21 protein-coding genes are annotated in these 17,933 nt (G+C 45.4%); 7 read left to right on the top strand and 14 right to left on the bottom strand.

The features are described from left to right. Positions 1–20: 20 nt before the first annotated feature. The 8 genes from FRZ54_RS02355 to FRZ54_RS02320 form a co-directional block, all read right to left on the bottom strand. On the bottom strand, positions 21–551 hold the full coding sequence (locus FRZ54_RS02355) for a hypothetical protein (protein ID WP_147030050.1): 531 nt from the start codon (positions 549–551) through the stop codon (positions 21–23). Between the two features lie 240 nt (positions 552–791). Beyond that, positions 792–1,196, bottom strand: a complete 405-nt coding sequence (locus FRZ54_RS02350) for a DoxX family protein (RefSeq protein ID WP_147030049.1) — start codon at positions 1,194–1,196, stop codon at positions 792–794. Between the two features lie 18 nt (positions 1,197–1,214). Then, positions 1,215–1,574: an SDR family oxidoreductase gene (locus tag FRZ54_RS02345; RefSeq protein WP_147030048.1), complete on the bottom strand. Its 360-nt coding sequence runs from the start codon at positions 1,572–1,574 to the stop codon at positions 1,215–1,217. An 8-nt stretch (positions 1,575–1,582) separates the two neighbouring features. Next, positions 1,583–2,011, bottom strand: coding sequence for an SDR family NAD(P)-dependent oxidoreductase (locus tag FRZ54_RS02340; protein WP_147030047.1), 429 nt, complete (start codon positions 2,009–2,011; stop codon positions 1,583–1,585). Positions 2,012–2,036: 25 nt separating this feature from the next. Further along, complete coding sequence (locus FRZ54_RS02335; RefSeq protein WP_147030046.1) at positions 2,037–2,558, bottom strand: hypothetical protein; 522 nt, start codon at positions 2,556–2,558, stop codon at positions 2,037–2,039. Positions 2,559–2,602: 44 nt separating this feature from the next. After that, entirely contained in the window at positions 2,603–3,385 is a 783-nt protein-coding gene (locus FRZ54_RS02330; protein WP_147030045.1) for an SDR family oxidoreductase, read from the bottom strand. An 81-nt stretch (positions 3,386–3,466) separates the two neighbouring features. Then, complete coding sequence (locus FRZ54_RS02325; protein WP_147030044.1) at positions 3,467–4,321, bottom strand: AraC family transcriptional regulator; 855 nt, start codon at positions 4,319–4,321, stop codon at positions 3,467–3,469. A 66-nt stretch (positions 4,322–4,387) separates the two neighbouring features. After that, the gene (locus tag FRZ54_RS02320; protein ID WP_147030043.1) at positions 4,388–4,807 is read right to left on the bottom strand and encodes a winged helix-turn-helix transcriptional regulator; all 420 of its coding nucleotides are present in this window, start codon (positions 4,805–4,807) and stop codon (positions 4,388–4,390) included. Between the two features lie 102 nt (positions 4,808–4,909). Between FRZ54_RS02320 and FRZ54_RS02315 the strand changes: the two genes are divergently transcribed. From FRZ54_RS02315 to FRZ54_RS02300, 4 genes are all read left to right on the top strand, one after another. Next, entirely contained in the window at positions 4,910–5,356 is a 447-nt protein-coding gene (locus tag FRZ54_RS02315; RefSeq protein WP_147030042.1) for an SRPBCC family protein, read from the top strand. A 358-nt stretch (positions 5,357–5,714) separates the two neighbouring features. Beyond that, a complete protein-coding gene (locus tag FRZ54_RS02310; RefSeq protein WP_187359727.1) occupies positions 5,715–6,272 on the top strand; it encodes an RNA polymerase sigma factor in 558 nt (185 codons plus the stop codon). Continuing rightward, positions 6,269–6,832 (top strand): hypothetical protein, encoded by a 564-nt coding sequence (locus tag FRZ54_RS02305; protein ID WP_147030040.1) that lies wholly within the window; start codon positions 6,269–6,271, stop codon positions 6,830–6,832. Before FRZ54_RS02310 ends, FRZ54_RS02305 begins: the two co-directional genes overlap by 4 nt. Continuing rightward, positions 6,813–8,075, top strand: a complete 1,263-nt coding sequence (locus FRZ54_RS02300) for a hypothetical protein (RefSeq protein ID WP_147030039.1) — start codon at positions 6,813–6,815, stop codon at positions 8,073–8,075. The genes FRZ54_RS02305 and FRZ54_RS02300 overlap by 20 nt, the downstream gene beginning before the upstream one ends. A 36-nt stretch (positions 8,076–8,111) precedes the next feature. Here the strand turns inward: FRZ54_RS02300 and FRZ54_RS02295 are convergent, their stop codons facing one another. Then, positions 8,112–9,296, bottom strand: a complete 1,185-nt coding sequence (locus FRZ54_RS02295; RefSeq protein WP_147030038.1) for a class I SAM-dependent rRNA methyltransferase — start codon at positions 9,294–9,296, stop codon at positions 8,112–8,114. 158 nt (positions 9,297–9,454) lie between these two features. Here FRZ54_RS02295 and efp point away from each other — a divergent pair, with 158 nt between their 5' ends. Beyond that, positions 9,455–10,018 (top strand): elongation factor P, encoded by a 564-nt coding sequence (gene efp / locus FRZ54_RS02290; RefSeq protein WP_147030037.1) that lies wholly within the window; start codon positions 9,455–9,457, stop codon positions 10,016–10,018. A 69-nt stretch (positions 10,019–10,087) separates the two neighbouring features. On the opposite strand, the gene lepB is transcribed toward efp, so the two are convergent. The 4 genes from lepB to FRZ54_RS02270 form a co-directional block, all read right to left on the bottom strand. Further along, complete coding sequence (lepB, locus tag FRZ54_RS02285; protein WP_147030036.1) at positions 10,088–11,191, bottom strand: signal peptidase I; 1,104 nt, start codon at positions 11,189–11,191, stop codon at positions 10,088–10,090. Between the two features lie 60 nt (positions 11,192–11,251). Continuing rightward, positions 11,252–12,019 (bottom strand): exodeoxyribonuclease III, encoded by a 768-nt coding sequence (locus FRZ54_RS02280; RefSeq protein WP_147030035.1) that lies wholly within the window; start codon positions 12,017–12,019, stop codon positions 11,252–11,254. A gap of 79 nt (positions 12,020–12,098) precedes the next feature. Further along, on the bottom strand, positions 12,099–12,809 hold the full coding sequence (locus tag FRZ54_RS02275; RefSeq protein ID WP_147030034.1) for a peptidylprolyl isomerase: 711 nt from the start codon (positions 12,807–12,809) through the stop codon (positions 12,099–12,101). Positions 12,810–12,902: 93 nt separating this feature from the next. After that, positions 12,903–13,244 carry a hypothetical protein gene (locus FRZ54_RS02270; protein ID WP_147030033.1) on the bottom strand — a complete coding sequence of 114 codons (342 nt, stop codon included), beginning with the start codon at positions 13,242–13,244 and terminating at the stop codon, positions 12,903–12,905. A 147-nt stretch (positions 13,245–13,391) separates the two neighbouring features. On the opposite strand from FRZ54_RS02270, the gene FRZ54_RS02265 reads away from it, so the two are divergent. Both FRZ54_RS02265 and FRZ54_RS02260 read left to right on the top strand, forming a co-directional pair. Then, complete coding sequence (locus tag FRZ54_RS02265; protein WP_147030032.1) at positions 13,392–13,697, top strand: hypothetical protein; 306 nt, start codon at positions 13,392–13,394, stop codon at positions 13,695–13,697. Positions 13,698–13,760: 63 nt separating this feature from the next. Continuing rightward, complete coding sequence (locus FRZ54_RS02260; RefSeq protein WP_147030031.1) at positions 13,761–16,280, top strand: TonB-dependent receptor; 2,520 nt, start codon at positions 13,761–13,763, stop codon at positions 16,278–16,280. Positions 16,281–16,431: 151 nt separating this feature from the next. On the opposite strand, the gene hisS is transcribed toward FRZ54_RS02260, so the two are convergent. Continuing rightward, positions 16,432–17,805 carry a histidine--tRNA ligase gene (gene hisS / locus FRZ54_RS02255; RefSeq protein ID WP_147030030.1) on the bottom strand — a complete coding sequence of 458 codons (1,374 nt, stop codon included), beginning with the start codon at positions 17,803–17,805 and terminating at the stop codon, positions 16,432–16,434. Between the last annotated feature and the right edge of the window lie 128 nt (positions 17,806–17,933).

The raw sequence follows: 17,933 nt of genomic DNA, 5'->3' as shown, positions 1-17,933 counted from the left end.
GTTTAGATATTGTCATGCGCTCATTGAGCTTCATCTATAACAGCTTTGTCTGAAGGCGGAAGGGAAGCCAAAACTCCCTCAATGGCATCTTTTAAATCCGATATAAAAATCCTTTTGTCCTTTTCACCGGCTATATTTTCACCAAGCTTCTTCGCGTCCTCTAAGTACCGCGCCGCCTCTTCCTTCAGGTTGTTTAAATTCAACGCCATAGCTATTACCAGGTAAGCATAGGCCAAGTCGAAATCTTCGTTTTCCTCCGCACGATCCTCGGTAATTTTTATACACCTTTTGGCGTAATATAAGGCTTGTTCTTTTCTTCCGGCATGAATATAGGCCATCGAAATCATATATTCGCCCCGCTGTAGGTTCGCTTTCTTACATCCAGGGCTATTACTCCAATGCAGTAGCGATGCGTGGGCTAAGTTTATTATTTCCTCCTGTTCGTCCTCTGTACTTTCTTTTTTTTCGAAAAGTTTCCAGATTTTATTATTGAAAGCAACCGCGAAATATTGATTCGCTTCTTCCAAAGTGTATTTTATTTGTTCAGCCATCAATTGGTTATTTGTCCCGGAAAATTACCTGGTAAATCTAATAAGAGTAATATTATTGATCATTGAATCTTTATCATAAAATAATAAATCTTCCCTTTCCTACGTCAGCCTGTCCGATAATTCGCTTCAACGAGCTTTTCAGTCACCGGCACCAATTGCCAGGCTGACCATGCATATAAGTAAAGCTGTCTGTTTAAATGCTATGTGAATTTCCGTTTTTAGTATGAACTATTCTGCAATCTATAAAGTTGAGCCGGCCACCTTATTATGTAAAGCGTGCCTGATCACATAGTTGACTGTTACGAGAATGGACAAGCACAACGGAATAATGACCATCGGCAAGGGGTCTCCAATAAAATAGCGGGAAAGTGCGGCACCCGTCAAATCGAACATCATACCTGCATAAACCCATTCTTTTACCCTGTCAAAACGGGGAATGACGATGGCTGTTGCTGCTAATATTTTCCAGGTGCCAATTATCTTTAAAAAGTAGGTTGGGTACCCCAGCCGGGCCATGTCCTGTGCTATGTGAGTAAAAGGCAAAATGTTTCCCAGTCCGGTTACAAAATACATAATGGCTATTACCGTTGTTGTTATCCAAAAGGCGATCTTCCGGATCTTCGGAATGTTGGTGTTTGCATCCATTTTTATTTTTCAATTTTGTCAGATAAGTCCGTTATTCTTTTTTATCATTTTGCCGCTCATATTCCTTACTAACGAACCTGGTGTAAGCGCAGCCATGATCCTGAATTTGAGACCAGGCAAAACAGTGACCTTATTTTTTGATAAAGCTGAAAGAGCTTCGGTTACACATTGTTGTATTGAAATTGGTTGAACAGGCGTATTTTTTTTGGTAAACCCGAGTTTGTAAAACACCGGCGTTTCGGTTGGGGTTGTTACCAATACTGTAACGTGCAGTCCAAACTCCATAAGTTCGTTATGTAAACTTTTTCCCAAACTTTGAATGTAACCTTTTGTTCCGGCATCATTTGCCATATAGGGAACACCCTCTATGGCGCCCATTGCCCCTGTCAAAAGAATGCCCCCCTTTCTCGGCTTGCCATTTTTTTACCAAAATAGTGTATGAGGCTTAAGTGCGAAATTGCGTTAAGCTGCAAAATATAACTGTGCTCGGATAATTCAACGGAGAAAAATTTGCCCACATTTCCTGTACCTGCATTTGAAATTAAGATACCTACTTCAAGGTCGTCAGTAGCTTCACTAATTTTTTTGATCGCACTTTCCTCTGACAAATCGGCTTCAATTGTTCGATACTGTATCTTAAATTCCTTTGCCAGCTCGCTGCCTAATTCTTCTAAAAGAGACACCCGCCGTGCAACAAGTACTAAATTCAGCCCGTCTGCCGCAAGTTGTTGAGCAAATCCTTTACCGATACCCGACGATGCGCCGGTTACAATTGCCCAAGGGCCAAATTTATTTTTGTCGATTATGGTTTTCATTTTGGTTTTTAATAATTACTGTTTTTCAATCTTTCAAATGTTTTCTTGGATACCAGAGACCGAAGTAGAGCCAGGTAAGCACAAAGACGTTAACTAAATCTGCCATAACTCCTGAACTTCCCGGCCGAAATGTCCAGATGGGTATTCTGTGCGATATGTGGATGGCGCAAATAAAGCCGTAATAGACAAATATTGGGATCAGCGTTGAGGCAAGAAGCGCACGCCAGGCCCACCGATCTCCCTGGCGGTAAACCTTGTATGAAAGTGTTGCAATGAGAATGCCCAGGCCCATCATCATGGCAGACATACTGATTTTTGTAAGTACGATCCATAGCCCAAGATCGGGGCTAACTGAAATGATTTGACCCCAGGAAAGGCCGGTAAGCTTTTCATCTGCTATACCAAAGGTGGTCATTGGCTGATTGGGCAGAGAAAGATAGGAAGTTAAAGGCATAAGAACAGCAAGAAGGCACCAATGTGCCCCGAACACAACCATGAGTTTCCAACCAATATTTAGCCGGCTTTTTGTATTTGTCAGTTGTCGCATGTTATTCCTTGTTTCAATTTGTGTATGATATGATTTGTCGATAATCAGAGCTTGAGTAATATTTTTTCCGATTGCTTTCTGATCATGTTTTGGGCAAGCGAGGGAGTGAAACGATGTAAGTGATAAAGCATGTTCGCCATACCGGGACGTATTTCGTAAGTGTCATTTTTTATTCCCTTTATGGTTAACTCTGCCAATTTTTCAGGGGACATTTTCGGGCCGCTGTTTTCAATACCGATAATTTTTTCCATGTCTGTTGCCATTTGCGTTTCGATGGCAGCAGGTAATACTTCAAATATTTTAATAGCCGTGTTCTGTAATTGCTGGCGAATTGATATGGAATAAGAATGTATGGCTGCTTTGGTAGCGTTGTAAATTGGCGCTGCCGACATCGGTACGAACGCCAGCCCCGATGAAACATTCAGGACAGCGCTATTTTTTTGCCCTAATAAATGTGGGATCAGCGATTGTGTAAGCTGAACAGTTCCAAAAAAATTAGTCAGGATCTCTTTTTTCTGTTCCCGGATATTTGTGGTTTCGCGCCGGATGTTCCACATTTTCATTATACCGGCGTTGTTGACCAGGAAATTAAGGTTGGGATGTGTTTCCAGAATTTCCTGCACCAATGTTTCTACCGAATGTTCATCAGAAACATCGCACTGAATTATCTCAATAGATGGATATTTTTGCTTGGCGGCTTTTAATTTTTCTAAATTTCTTCCGCAAATGATCACCCGGTTATTTAATTGGATGAATTTTTTAGCTAAGGTAAACCCAATGCCCGAACCACCACCGGTAATTAAAATTGTATTATTGCTTAAATCCACGTTGCTTTTTTACAAAGCAAAGATGCACGCGATCCTCATCCCGGATTTGTCTTTAAAAGTCAGAATGTTGTCTGATTTATCCTACTTAAAAGCATCTGGCGCAATTGATAACCGGTATGCGCTCGGCGAACATTGGTAACGCTCCTTGAAGGATCTTGAAAAATGCGCAAGGGTGGGGAAGCAGGTTTGAAAGGCAATTTCGCTGACCGTTAATGAACTTATAGAAAGTAGCTCATGTGCCCGTTCAAGTCGTTTTGTTTTAATATAATTGGCCGGGGTATCGCCAAACATCGTTTTAAATGTCCGGTTGAAGGTTGATAAACTAAGGTTGGATAAATCCGCCAGGTCGCTTATAGTTAAATCAGAGAATAAATGGGCACCGATAATTTCCTTTATGCTTAAGATCCGGGGAGTAAACAATTCGGCAAATAGGCTGACGATGGACGCAGCGTTTTTGCTTTGTACCAAAAGTAATATCAGCTCCTTTATTTTAAGTTCCAGCAAATCGTTACTGACCAATGATGGATGATCCAAATAGAAATATAAGCTCTCTACAAATTTTTGAACCATCATATCGGTCGCTACTTTTTGAATGAAGGTGTTTTTTAAAGATGTCTTTAAAAAAGCAGGGATTTCGTCGTTGTAGATACTTCGGAGAATGTCGGGATAAAGGTGAAAAACCAGGATCTCAAACCGGTCGGCATCACTGTACTTCAGCAGGTCAGCAAAATAACTTCCGCATTTCAGCAAAACGGATTCGCGTTGCGTGATGGTGGTTTGTTCGCTCGCCGAGTTGATAGTTGTTTTGCCTTCTGCAAAATAGATGAAGCATGCCTCGTCCTGGAAGTTTGCCGCAAATCGGAAAGGTGCCTGGATTACAACTTTTTCTATCAGGCATTTACCGTTGAAATCAAATTTTTGATGAGCCAGTACCATGCGAAAGGGTTATTGTATTATGAAACTTGTCTTACATCTTTTTTAATCGCTTAATGTCATATGTGGTTAAACAGCTATTTTTTCTTTTAATCCAAGTTTGATAGTTTTCAGCAGACCCGCCAAATCCTGTCGCGCCGCCGCGATAAACTCCGCATCAGCGGCGGTAGCAGGGTCATACCTGGCACTCCAAAGGATCATTTCCACCAGCATGGGTAAAAGGTCGACCCCTTTCACGCTCAGGTGGTAAAGATACCGGGACCCGTGGGCCGGGTCGATACTTTTACTGATAATGCCATGTTGTTCCAGTATATGTAAACGGTCAGCCAGGATATTGGTGGCGATCTTTTCCTCCGATTGCAGGAACTCGACGTAATGCTGTTTGCCTTTAAACATCAGGTCGCGGATGATGAGCAGCGTCCATTTGTCTCCGAAAATATCCAGCGCCGTGCTGATGGGGCAATCCGATCGTCTTTTTTGTTTTGCCATAGGCAAAAATAATATATTTTTTTAAGTACTTGCAATTTAAAAGTCGTCAACTTATTTTTACACTTGCAAATCGCAAGTAGTAATATCTTAGAAATAGTTAACATGACAATCTTAACCAACGAAGTCACTATCCATGCGCCCATTGAAAAAATATGGAAGGCATTGACCAACGTAGAAGCATTGGAACTGTACGATCCTACCGTCAGGAAATCTACTGCCATCGGCAGTGAAAAAAGCGGGCCGGGTGCCAAACGAAGAGTAGAGATGATGGATGGTAAGAACTGGTTTGAAGAAAAAGTGACGATCTTCAAACCGAATGAAGCCTTATCCTACGAGCTGACCGCCTGCTCTTTCCCGGTAGAGCGGCTTAATCACCGTTACAGTTTTGAAATTAGCGATGGCCGTGTTAAGGTAAAACAGGTAATGCAGTACCAGGTTAAGTTTGGGTTATTTGGAAAGTTGCTGGATACCCTGATGATCCGCAAACAATCGGACAAAGGGATAAAAAAATTCATGGCCGGGCTGAAATCCTATGTCGAAAAAGGCTAAATCCCGGTTTGTTGTATAAGTTTACCATTTAACAATCCTTTTAGAGCGTTTACGGTTGATCGAAAAATAAAGGACTAAGGCATATGCCAAAATAACCACCGGGCGTATCTTGCTCCTCCCCGGCTATCAGGCTGGCCCGGTGTGCAGGCCGGCTACGCCCTTAGTGCGTCCGTTTACTCGCTTCTTGCAGCCGGCACTACAGGCGTTATCGCTTTTTTACCAAATGACGGCCGCAAAGCTACAGCGGATATTTCCTGGCTCTCAAAATACTGTCTTTCTACAAATTCTTTATATAGATTTAACGTTTCATGCAACGTTCGAAAATACCCTGCGTCATATAACCTGAAAGCTGTAAATTTTGGAATCCGTATACGTTGATAAACACTATCACCTGGTGGTTGAGTGCAAGCAGGGCAGTAAAAAAGCCTGTTTTGAACTTTACCGTTTGTATTCGAAAGCGATGCTAAACGTAGCTTTCAGGATTGTAGGTAGTATCGACGAGGCGGAAGATGTTTTACAGGAGGCTTTCCTTGATGCGTTTAACCGTGTAAGGGACTTCCGGCAGGAAACTACCTTCGGGCTGTGGCTGAAGCAGATCGTGGTGCACCGTGCCATTAACCTGCTGCGCAAACGCAAACTGGAGATGGTGGAGCTGGGCGAGGACCAGCTGGATAATATAGCGGATGAGGAGAGCGGGGATGACGAAGAGATACAATACAAGGTGGCGCAGGTGAAGGAAGCCATGAAGGAATTGCCGGAAGGTTACCGGTTGGTGCTGTCACTTTACCTGCTGGAGGGATATGATCACGAAGAGATAGGACAGATATTAAATATATCCGAAAACACCTCGAGAACGCAGTTTTTGAGGGCGAAGCGGAAACTGAACGAAATATTAATTAAGAAAGGAATATCATGAGCAAGCGATTGGAGGATTTTATGAAGGCTAACAGGGAGGAGTTTGATGACCTCGAGCCGTCGGCAGATCTGTGGAGCAGGATAGAAAAACATTTGCCCGCCGAGGGTACGGCGCCGCAGAAAAGGGAAGCAAAAACGTTTTCGCTGGCATTCGTGCTGAAAGTAGCGGCATCTATCATTATCGTGATGGGCGTCGGATTTTTTGTGTACGTACGCAACGAGAAAAAGCAGCCGCTTGATTATGCATCCATCAACCCCACTTATGCCAAACAGCAGATGCACTATACATCGCTGGTTGAATCGAAGCGCTCGGAACTGAGATCGCTAACGCAGGACGATCCGGAGATGTATAAGGAATTTTCAGCGGAGCTAGCCAAAATGGATGCAACCTATAAAAAGCTTAAGGCTGAATTAGCCAACAGTCCAAACCGCGAACTGGTTTTACAAGCCATGATCCGGAACCTGGAGGCACAGACCGAGGTGCTTAACCAGCAGCTTAATGTGATACAGCACTATAACCAGATGAAGAAAGAACAAGAAAATGAAAATAAAAGCATATAAACCTGCCCTTATACTGATTGCCCTGCTTGCGTGTGCTGCGCCGGTACTTGCACAGGATACCGCCGCAACAGCCGGGAAAGGCGACCGGGAATTCAACGACGAAAAGACTGATAAACTGATCGACCTGAACCTGGACGTCAATTTAAAGCACCTGGACCTGGCGATGGAGAAACTGGATAAGACGTTAAATAAAAGCCTGGGTAAACTCAATATGGATATCCACTCGCTTGTTGCCACAGGGATAACAAGCGCCGTGAGCAGCATCAATGTGGATGTGAATGCGGCGATGGATGTCGGGATGGATCAAAGCGGCAATGTTAGCGAACGGGTAAAAAATTATACCAAAACCTATGCTTTGGATGCCAACGATAAGCTAAGGATCGATAATAAATTCGGTAAGGTTGTGGTGAATACCTGGAACAGGAACGAAGTGAAAGTGGATGTGGAGATGAGGGCTTATGCCGATAACGATAATACTGCGCAGAAAATGATAGATGCCATCAGTATTTCCGATGACAAAAGCGGCGATGTGGTTTCGTTCAGCACGAATTACGGCAGCAGAAGTGGTGGTTCGATATGGGACCTGTTCAATAACCGGAATGATCATCATAAAGCCGAAGTGAATTATACAATATACATGCCGTCAAAAAATGCCTTGGCGATAAATAACCGGTACGGCGCTACCGAATTGCCTGATTTTGACGGCCGGGTTGAAATAGACTGCGCATACGGCAGTTTTTCGGCAAAGTCGTTACCGCATGCGGATAACCAAATTAAAATGAGGTATGGCAGCGCCGAGATCGACGGACTTTCGTCTGCGGATGTAAGTGTCGGCTATGGCAGCCTGGATATTGGTTCGGTGGATAAGTTAAATTGTGAATTAAGATACACCGGCGACGTGAGAATTGGCAAGCTGAGGAGCTCGGGAAATATCAATGCACATTATGCAGGTAAGATATCTATCGATAACCTCGATAAAAACTTCAGCAGCTTTTCGTACAGTTCAAGCTACTCAGGGTTAAAGATCGGCATCGATAATTCGACCAATGCCAACTTTGATATTACCGTGCGTTACGGTGACTTTAACTACGGCGATGCCCCGGTTCAGATCACGGAGAAAACACCGTCTGACGATAGTAAAGGCTGGAAACCTACTAAAAATTTCAAGGGCCATATCGGCAAAGGCAGTAGCGACAAGATGATCAATATCAGCTCGAGCTACGGCGGAGTGAGGTTTGATTGATAATAATATTTCACAGAGACGCAAAATCTTGCGTCTCTACAGAACCCTGCACAGTAACCCCTTCAGATATTCTCCTTCGGGGAAAGATGCCCTTACCGGGTGGTCCTCAGGCTGGCAGAATTGGTAAATGAATTGTACCTCTTTACCCGCGTCGAGCGCGGCCCAGGCCAGTACCTGTTTAAACGTGTCGATATCCATCGCACCGGAACACGAAAAGGTTGCCAGTAACCCACCGCTTTCAAGCAGCAACATGCCCAGCCGGTTCAGATCCTTATAAGCGCGCATGGCCTTATCAAGCGCAGACCGCGATGGCGCATACTTCGGCGGATCGAGTACAACAATATCAAATTGTTGTCCATCCTCGCGCAGTGCCCGCAGTTGCTTGTTGACATCGGACTGGATGGTGGTGTGTTTGGATATATCAAGTTTGTTCAACCCGATATTGGTCTTCAAAGTTTCGATAGCAAGGGCAGAGCTATCCACGCTGGTCACCGATAAAGCGCCGCTTTTCAGCGCATTCAGTGTAAAACCACCGGTATAGCAAAAGCAGTCGAGCACACGTTTCCCTTTAGCATGTGCGGCTACAATCCGGCGGTTATCGCGCTGGTCGCAATAGAAGCCTGATTTTTGCCCTTCGGCGATATTGATGCCGTAACGGATACCATTTTCAACCACTTCAACTATCCCAGGAGGATGTTGACCGGCAAGTACCTGGTTAATCGTTCCCAAACCTTCATGCACCCGCGATGCTGCATCGCTTTTGTCGAAAATTCCCACCGGGTTTAGCAGCTTTTGCAGTTCATCGATGATCACGGGCATTTCCCTTTCCATGCCCGACGTAAGTACCTGCACCGCCAGGTAATCGGCGTATTTATCTACGATCAACCCCGGCAGGTAATCCGCCTCGCTGAAGATCAAACGGCAAGTGTTGTTATTATCGTTCAAAATTTCGCTGCGGCTCGCCACCGCCATTGCTACTCTCTTCCGGTACCAATTCTCATCAATTTCTACGCTTTCGTTCCATTCCAATAGGCGCAAGGCCACCCGCGACTGGCTGTTATAAAAACCGTAAGCCATAAAGTCGCCTTTGTCGTTCAGTAAGCGAACGATATCGCCGTTTGCCGGTTTGCCTTTTACCCGCTCTATCGCCCCGGAAAATAGCCAGGGATGGCGCTGTACCACTGCCTTTTCCTTGCCCTTTTTTAATATCACATCAAACATGGGGGCAAAGGTACGTTTTGAAGTCCGCAAGTCGGAAAGTCCGCATAAGTCCGAAAGAAAAAACAGTCTTACGGACTTCCCGGCTTACGCGGACTTTCCGACTAACTTCTTGTTTCTTTGCACATAAGTGCCTAAGTTTGCGCCTCAATAAAAATTTTATGGCTAAAGCATCTGATATAAAAAATGGGAATATCCTCCGCTTTAACGGTGAGTTGGTGCAGGTTGAGGAGTTTATACACCGTACCCCCGGTAACCTGCGTGCCTTTTACCAGGCACGCATGCGTAATGTGAAGACCGGTAAACTGGTTGAATACCGTTTCCGTACCGACGAGGAAGTAGACATAGCGCGCGTTGAAACCAACGATTACCAATACCTTTACGAGGATGGCAACGACCTGGTAATAATGGATAACACTACTTACGAACAACACAATGTGCCTAAATTTTTATTTGGCAATGCTGTAAAGTTTTTGAAGGAAGGCATTAACGTTATTGTAGCTTTTGAAAGTGATGAGCCTATAATGGCAAAGGCGCCATCATCCGTCGAACTGGAAATTACTTATACCGAACCGGCTGTTGCAGGCAATACATCTACCAATGCTTTGAAAAATGCGACCGTTGAAACCGGCGCCGAGATCAAAGTGCCGTTGTTCATCAACATAGGCGACAAAGTGAAGGTTGATACTGCCGCCGGCGCGTACGTGGAGCGTGTAAAAGGTTAATAAATTATTCGCGGAAAATAATAACAAAGGCCCCTTTTTGGGGCCTTTGTTATTTATGGCTTTGTTCCATCAATTGATCGGTTTAAATATCCTGTTCCAGCGTATCTTGCCACTGAAAAGACCTTTGGTCGAATCGGTACTGAAAAAGGTCATCATGGCCTTGCCAACGATGTGATCCTCGGGTACATAACCCCAAAAGCGGCAGTCCAATGAGTTATGGCGGTTGTCGCCCATCATCCAGTAATAATTCATTTTAAAGGTATAAGTATCCGCTTTTTTACCGTTGATGTAAAAATCCTTGCCGTTAACCGCTACCTTGTTATTCTCATAAACCTCGATCGCCCTTCGGTACAGCGTCATGGTCGAATCGTTAAGCGGAATTGTCCAGCCTCTTTTTGGCATGATCAAGGGGCCAAAATTATCTTCGTTCCATTTGAATTTAGCGTCGTGGGGGAACACTTCCGGGTCGGGGTCTTTAGCGCTGCGGATATAGGTAATGATGCTCTTGATATTGGAATAGCTTTTTAACTCGGCCAGGTGTTCCTTTGGGATTATCATCTCGAAGGTATTCGAATCCTTTATACTGATGGTTTCCATACTGAAATCCGTCATGATCTGCGGGTTTATCGGGATGCCGTTCGTAGTAACCAGGTAAGATGTTTGCTGGTTAGGGGCATTGGGCGCCGCTTTGCCGTTGATAAACACTTGGGTGTTCACAATGGTCAGCGTATCGCCCGGCGTGGCCTGGCAGCGTTTGATCAGAGATGTACGTTCATCCACCGGTATGCTATGCTCCAGGTCGGCCTCATCTGGCTTGTTAAATACCACAATGTCCCCTTTCTTCACTTCGCTGGTTCCCGGCAGACGCCAGTAGGGCAGCTGCAGAAAGCTCAGATAGGTTTTGATGCCGAATACTTTGGGCTCGGTAAAGGGTATGGCAAGCGGGGTATTCGCAATGCGCGGCCCGTAGCTGATCTTGCTTACAAAAAGGTAATCGCCAACCAGTTGTGTTCCTTCCATCGATCCGGACGGTATGGCGTAAGCGGAAAAGAGTAAACCGCGTATAATCGTAGCCGCAATAACAGCGAATACAATGGCATCTACCCATTCGCGGGTTTTTGATTTCTTTTTACGTTCTGCTTTTGGCTTTCTTTTAAAAATGTTCCAGTTCATAAGCAATAGTTTGGCTTTGGTTAGATGATGAGACCGGCGGATTGTTACAGCTAACAGATTTTATAAATCCAATTCCAGCATTACCGGGCAATGATCCGAGTGCCGGGCCTCGGGTAATATGGCAGCGCGTTTAATGTGCGCTTCAAGCGCGTGTGTTACCATAATATAATCGATACGCCAGCCCAGGTTCTTTGCGCGTGAATTGGCGCGGAAACTCCACCAGGTATAATTGTGAGGCTCTTTATTTACATGCCGGAAGCTGTCGATAAAACCGGAATTGATAAAATTCTCCATCCAGTCCCTTTCGGCAGGTAAAAAGCCCGAAGAGTTGGCGTTCGATTTGGGATTGTGGATATCAATGGGGCGGTGGCAGATGTTATAGTCGCCACACACCACCAGGTTGGGGTAGGCCCATTTCAATTGATTGATGTATTCGCCAAATTCATCCAGGAACTTGTATTTGAAGTCCTGCCTTTCATCGCCGCTTGAACCGGATGGAAAGTAAACACTCATCACCGATACATCCTCAAAATCGACCCGGATATTGCGCCCTTCAAGGTCGTAATGCGGGATGCCGCAGCCATATTCCACGTGTTTGGGCGTTTGTTTGGTGAAGATGGCCGTGCCGCTGTAGCCTTTCTTTTCGGCAGGATACCAGTAATGCTGGTAACCGAGTTGTTCGACCAAAAAAAGATCGGTCAGCACTTCAGGCGTGGCTTTTATCTCCTGCAGGCAAACCACGTCGGCATCAACAGCCTGCAGCCAGGCCAGCCAGTTTTTGCTGATAGCCGAGCGTATACCGTTGACGTTATAGGTAACTATTTTCATACCCCTAACCCCTAAAGGGGTTTTTTATATAAAATGTATAATTAAGAATAAAATTCTACAACCTGTCTAAACTACCCCTTCAGGGGGCGGGGGGATAAAGTAATTTATCCAACTGCTTACATTCCCTCTTTTTCAGCAATTCAACCGTCATCGGTATATCCTCCACCGGCCGGTCGCGTTCATCTTTTTTAACGGCGGCTATACGGTCGACCATATCGATACCCGAAACCACTTCGCCGTAAACCGTATAATTCTGATCCAGCTGCGGTGTTCCGCCCACACTTTGGTACCATTTCCGCTGCCATTCAGGGAACTTGTGGCCGTTCATGCGGGGCGCTTTTTCCAATGTGTCCAGTTTACCGGTGGTGTAGCGCTTGCCTTCCACAATATAAAACTGGCAGGCGCTCGATGCTTTTTTAGGGTTGTCATCCCTCGCTGCAGCTAATACACCGCGTTTATGAAAAATACTGTCGCGAAATTCAGCCGGAACGGTATAGCCCAGGTCGCCATTGCCTAACTCGGCGCCGGGCGTTGCTTTTTTCGGGTCTTTCGAATCCGGGTCGCCGCCCTGTATCATAAAGTTTTGTATCACCCGGTGAAACAGCGTGCCGTTATAAAAACCTTTTTTCACCAGTTTGATAAAATTATCACGATGCTGCGGGGTCTCGTTATACAGGCGGATGATGCACTCGCCATAACTGGTTTTGATGCGTACGTACTGGTTCTTTGGTTTACCGGCAAAGGCCGTTGCCGTCGTGAAGATCAGTAGCAGGGTGAGAAGTCTTTTCATTTTTGTTTAAAAGGTTGGAGTGATTGTAAAGGTTGTAAAAGTTATGATCTTGGTCAAGCATTGAACGACACCTCTATAATCCTTACTACGTTTTCAATTAAGTGAATCAAAATAATCAACTATCAGCGATTTCATGATCAGCTCTTGTTCAAGGATGGTGTAGTTGGGTATCTTGTCTACCAGTTTCCAGTGCGGCCAGCCATCCTGGTCCAGTCCTTCCAGTTCGTAAAAACCCATATTGCTGAATAATTTGCACGTGGCAATATGCATCAGCTCTTCTTTTTGACGCTTGCTGAATTTACGCGGCCCCTGCCCAAGTTCCTGCACGCCTATCAGGAAGAGCATCACCTTTACATCGGGCAGGTCGGTATCAAAATCTGCTGCGATCCTTTGCTGCAATGCGGCCCATTTATTATTTATCTCGGCAGGTTTCATCCGCCAAATATAAGCCGGATAGCGCGGTTTACGAATTGCAGAAACAATCTTTACAACGACATTGTTACTAAGCAATGACAGTTTCAGCACGGATTTCAGTATTTTTGCGCAAAGTGTTTCAAAACAAATGCTTTATCTGAACAGACGGTGAAAAAAGGTACGCGCCATATTATTAGCAGCTGGGTCATTATGATCTGCTTCGTGGCAGGCCAGTGGGCGGTTTACGCGCACTATCACCGCAGCTACAGAACAACAGCGGCTATAACCCATCATACAACGGTAAGCGAAAATTGCCAGTTATGCGACGCCATGCACCATAATAGCATGACGATAGATACCCAGCCGTATTTCGCGCACTTAACAGCTACCAAACATTACTTCACACCGGTACATTACGATTTTGTAAGTATCGCCCTTATCCTTGCCGCCGGCCGCGCCCCTCCTGTTTCATAATAATTCCGTTCCAATTAACGGCTGCCTGTCTGGCAGCATTACTGATCACAAGAAATTATTATTATGAAACTGAAGCTTTTTTATTGCTTTCTAACACTCCTTATAAGTCTGTCGGCATTTGCCAAAACGGTACCGAGAGATACCACGGGCGAAAACGACGGTAATGGCACCTTGTCGGGGACCGTAACGGATAAAACTACCGGCGCCACCATTCCGGGTGCAACTGTATCTATCCCCGACCTGAGGACCGGCTCTGTTACCGACGCAAACGGAAAATATACAATAACTCAACTACCAAAGGGTGTTTACCTGGTGCAGGTAAGCTATATTGGGTATGGCACTTTCAACCAAAGGGTCGATCTTTCAAAAACATCGGTGCTGAATGTACAGTTGCAAACCTCGTCCATCGAAACGGCTGAAGTGGTGATAACGGGCGTAAGCAAAGCCACAGAAATACGCCGCGACCCGGTGCCGATGGCGGCAGTAAGCAAAAGCTACATCGACCAGCATTCGGCAACAACCAACGTTATCGATGAGATAGCCAACATACCGGGCGTGAGCGCTGTAACTACCGGCCCCAATGTTTCCAAGCCTTTTATACATGGCCTGGGCTACAACCGCGTGGTAACCCTGGAGGACGGTATCCGGCAGGAAGGGCAGCAATGGGGCGATGAACACGGGATCGAGGTGGATCAGAATTCTATCGACCGGATCGAAGTGATCAAAGGGCCGGCCAGTTTAAGTTACGGATCGGATGCAATTGGTGGCGTAGTTAACCTGCTGACAGCCCCACCGGTTGCACAGGGCAAAATATTAGGATCGTTTACGGGCAACTACGGAACAAATAACGGCTTGCTCAACGGCTCGTTCAGGCTACAGGGCAACCAAAATGGTTTTGTGTGGGGAACTGTCCTGTCGGCCAAAGAGGCTAAAGATTACCAGAACGAACACGATGGCCGGGTGTACGGCACGGGCTACCGCGAAAAAGATGCGCGCATTATGGTTGGTCTGAATAAGAACTGGGGATATTCATATCTGAATGCTTCATTATTTGACGATCAGCAGGAGATACCTGACGGCAGCCGCGATTCGGCAACGCGAAAATTTACGAGACAGATAACCGATGAAGATGATTTCAGGCCGATAGTGCCAGGGTCGGTTTTAAATTCATATGCAATTACACCGCTTCACCAGCATGTGCAGTTGTACCGTATTTATAGTAACAGTAACATCACTTTGGGTAGCGGCAACCTGATCGTAAATTTGGGATACGAATACAGCCACAGGCGCGAATATACCCACCCAACTAATCCCGATATTGCCGGACTGAATCTGCACCTGAGCGATTATACCTACGACGTAAAATATAATTTCAATCTCGGCAACGATTTTGAAACCACTTTCGGGATAAACGGCCAGTACCAGAACAACACCATCGGCGATGCTACAGATTTCCCGATACCCGCTTATCACCAGTTTGATATAGGGCCGTTTTTCATCATGAAAAAAACCTTCGGTAAACTTGACCTGGAAGGCGGTGCTCGTTTCGATAGTCGCTCGATAACCAGTAAATCGGCCTATATTGATACATCTGTTGCATTCTATCCCAGCCTGTACACCGGCCCCGATCCGGCGACGGCTCCAAATGTTACCCAGCAATTTGCAGGTTTCAGCAAAACATTTTCAGGTGCGACAGGCAGCTTTGGGGCGACTTATAATTTTTCCAATGCCTTCCTTATCAAGGCAAATATAGCGCGCGGTTTTAGGGCGCCGAGTATTGCTGAACTTTCGGCCAATGGTCCCGACCCAGGCTCGCAGATATACCACGTCGGCGATGCCAGTTTTAAGCCTGAGTTTAACTTGCAGACAGATATTGGGGCGTTCCTTAACCTGCCCAACGTTTCGGCAAGCGTCGAATTTTTTAATAATCACATCGACAACTATATTTACCAGCAGCAGGAGCTGAACCCGGATGGTTCGCCGGTGAGAAACCCAAATTTTCCCTTGTACACGGTATTTACCTATACGCAAAGTAAGGCGCGTATAAACGGTGGCGAAGTGAATGTCGACCTGCACCCCGTGCCGTGGCTGCATTTTGAAAATTCATTAAGCCTTACCTATGGCACTAATTTGGGCAACGGTGGCCCGGTTGCCGACAGTTTGAAATACCTGCCCTTTATTCCGCCTCTGCATACGCATTCGGAATTGCGCGGAACGTTTATTAAAGGCTTCTCGAATTTGAGAAATGTTTACGCATTTTTCGGGCTCGACCACTTTAATGCACAGGATAAATTTTTTGCGGCATACGGCACCGAAACTTACACAGCAGGGTATAACCTTATCAGCGCCGGTGTAGGTGGCAATATCGTGAATGCCAAAGGCGACCCTATCATGAAGATATTTATCGAAGGTACCAACCTGGGTAACGTTAATTACCAGTCGAATATGAGCAGGCTAAAATATTTTGATAACGCAAATGTTCCGTCGGGTGTGCAGCCCGGTATCTTTAATATGGGGCGCAATATCAGCTTTAAGGTTGTAGTGCCGTTCGACTTGTCGCCGAAGGAGAAGGCGGGCAGTTAAAAACTTGCCGCTATGTCATTTCGACGAGGGACGAGGAGAAATCTTAGACGGCATGCTCATATACTGGGCGTGTAAGATTTCTCGCATGCGCTCGAAATGACATAATTTATAGTTAATAAAATAGCGATGGGTTTGAAACCCACCGCTATTTTTATGTAAGCTTACTTACGATAGGCGAAATCAGTAATTTCTCCTGTGTACCGCTAACCATATCCTTAAAAGTCAGCAGGCCGCTTTGCATTTCGTCGCTGCCGATCATGATGGTATATGGTATTTGTTTGGCATTGGCGTAGTCAAGTTGTTTTTTGATCTTGGTGCCGGCAGGGTATAATTCGGAGCTGATATTGCTGTCGCGAAGCAGCTTTAGAATGGGCAGGGCGTATTTTTCACCTTCGGCATCAAAACAGCAAATCAACACTTTTGTGCTTTGGTTGGTAGCTTCGGGGAAGAGATTTAGTTCTTCCATGACATCATAAATACGATCGGCGCCAAAGGATATGCCTACGCCCGTAAGGCCCTTAAGCCCGAACATTCCGGTAAGGTCGTCGTACCGGCCGCCGCCGCCGATGCTGCCCATTTGCACCTCGTTGGTTTTTACCTCGAAGATGGCCCCTGTGTAATAATTTAACCCCCGGGCAAGGGTAATATCCAGCTCCAATTTTGCAGTTTGCAGCGGGCTGTTTGCAATATAGTTGAAAACTGTCTCTACCTCGTCGCAGCCCTTTAGTCCGGCCGCGGAATCTTTCAATGCTTCGCGGAGACTTGCAAGCTTTTGATTGTTCGAGCCTTCGAGCAATATAACGGGTTTTATTTTTTCAATATCAGCTTCTGAAAAACCGCGCTCTAAAAGCTCTTTGATCACCCCATCCGACCCAATCTTATCGATTTTATCTATAGCTACGGTAAGATCAATGATATTATCGCTTTTATCTATAAGTTCTGCTATTCCCGATAGGATTTTTCTATTATTTATTTTTATCGTGAAATCTTTAAGCCCTAATTTGCTTAAAGCTTCGTCATAGATCATTACAAATTCAGCTTCATTCAATAATGATTCTGAGCCTACCACATCGGCATCGCACTGGTAAAACTCGCGATAGCGGCCCTTTTGCGGCCTGTCGGCGCGCCATACCGGCTGCACCTGGAAACGCTTGAAAGGGAAAGTAATTTCATTCTGGTGCATCACCACGTAGCGTGCGAAGGGAACGGTGAGGTCGTAACGGAGGGCTTTTTCAGCGATCAGGGGTAGTAGCTTTTTGCTATCAGCTGTCATGTTCGATTCGCTAATACCACCATCGCCTAAAAAATCACCATTATTAAGAATTTTGAATATCAGTTTGTCCCCTTCATCACCGTATTTACCCGTGAGGGTAGACAGCTTTTCCATCGACGGCGTTTCTATCTGCTGGTAGCCATATTTACGAAACACACTTTTGATGGTGTCGAAAATATAGTTGCGTTTGGCCATTTCGGCCGGGGAGAAGTCGCGGGTGCCTTTAGGTACGGATGGTTTGATGGATGCCATAGCGTGCAAAGGTAACACGATTTTTCACGATTGTTAAATTTTTAAGGTGTTCAAGAGGGCTTCGCCGTTTTAAGATTTTTGTGATGAACAGGATAAAATCACTATCGGTGTAAAACCATACATTTGAG

Origin of the sequence: Mucilaginibacter ginsenosidivorans (assembly GCF_007971025.1) — a bacterium.
Taxonomy (GTDB): domain Bacteria; phylum Bacteroidota; class Bacteroidia; order Sphingobacteriales; family Sphingobacteriaceae; genus Mucilaginibacter; species Mucilaginibacter ginsenosidivorans.
This window is presented reverse-complemented; position numbering and strand designations above follow the sequence as displayed.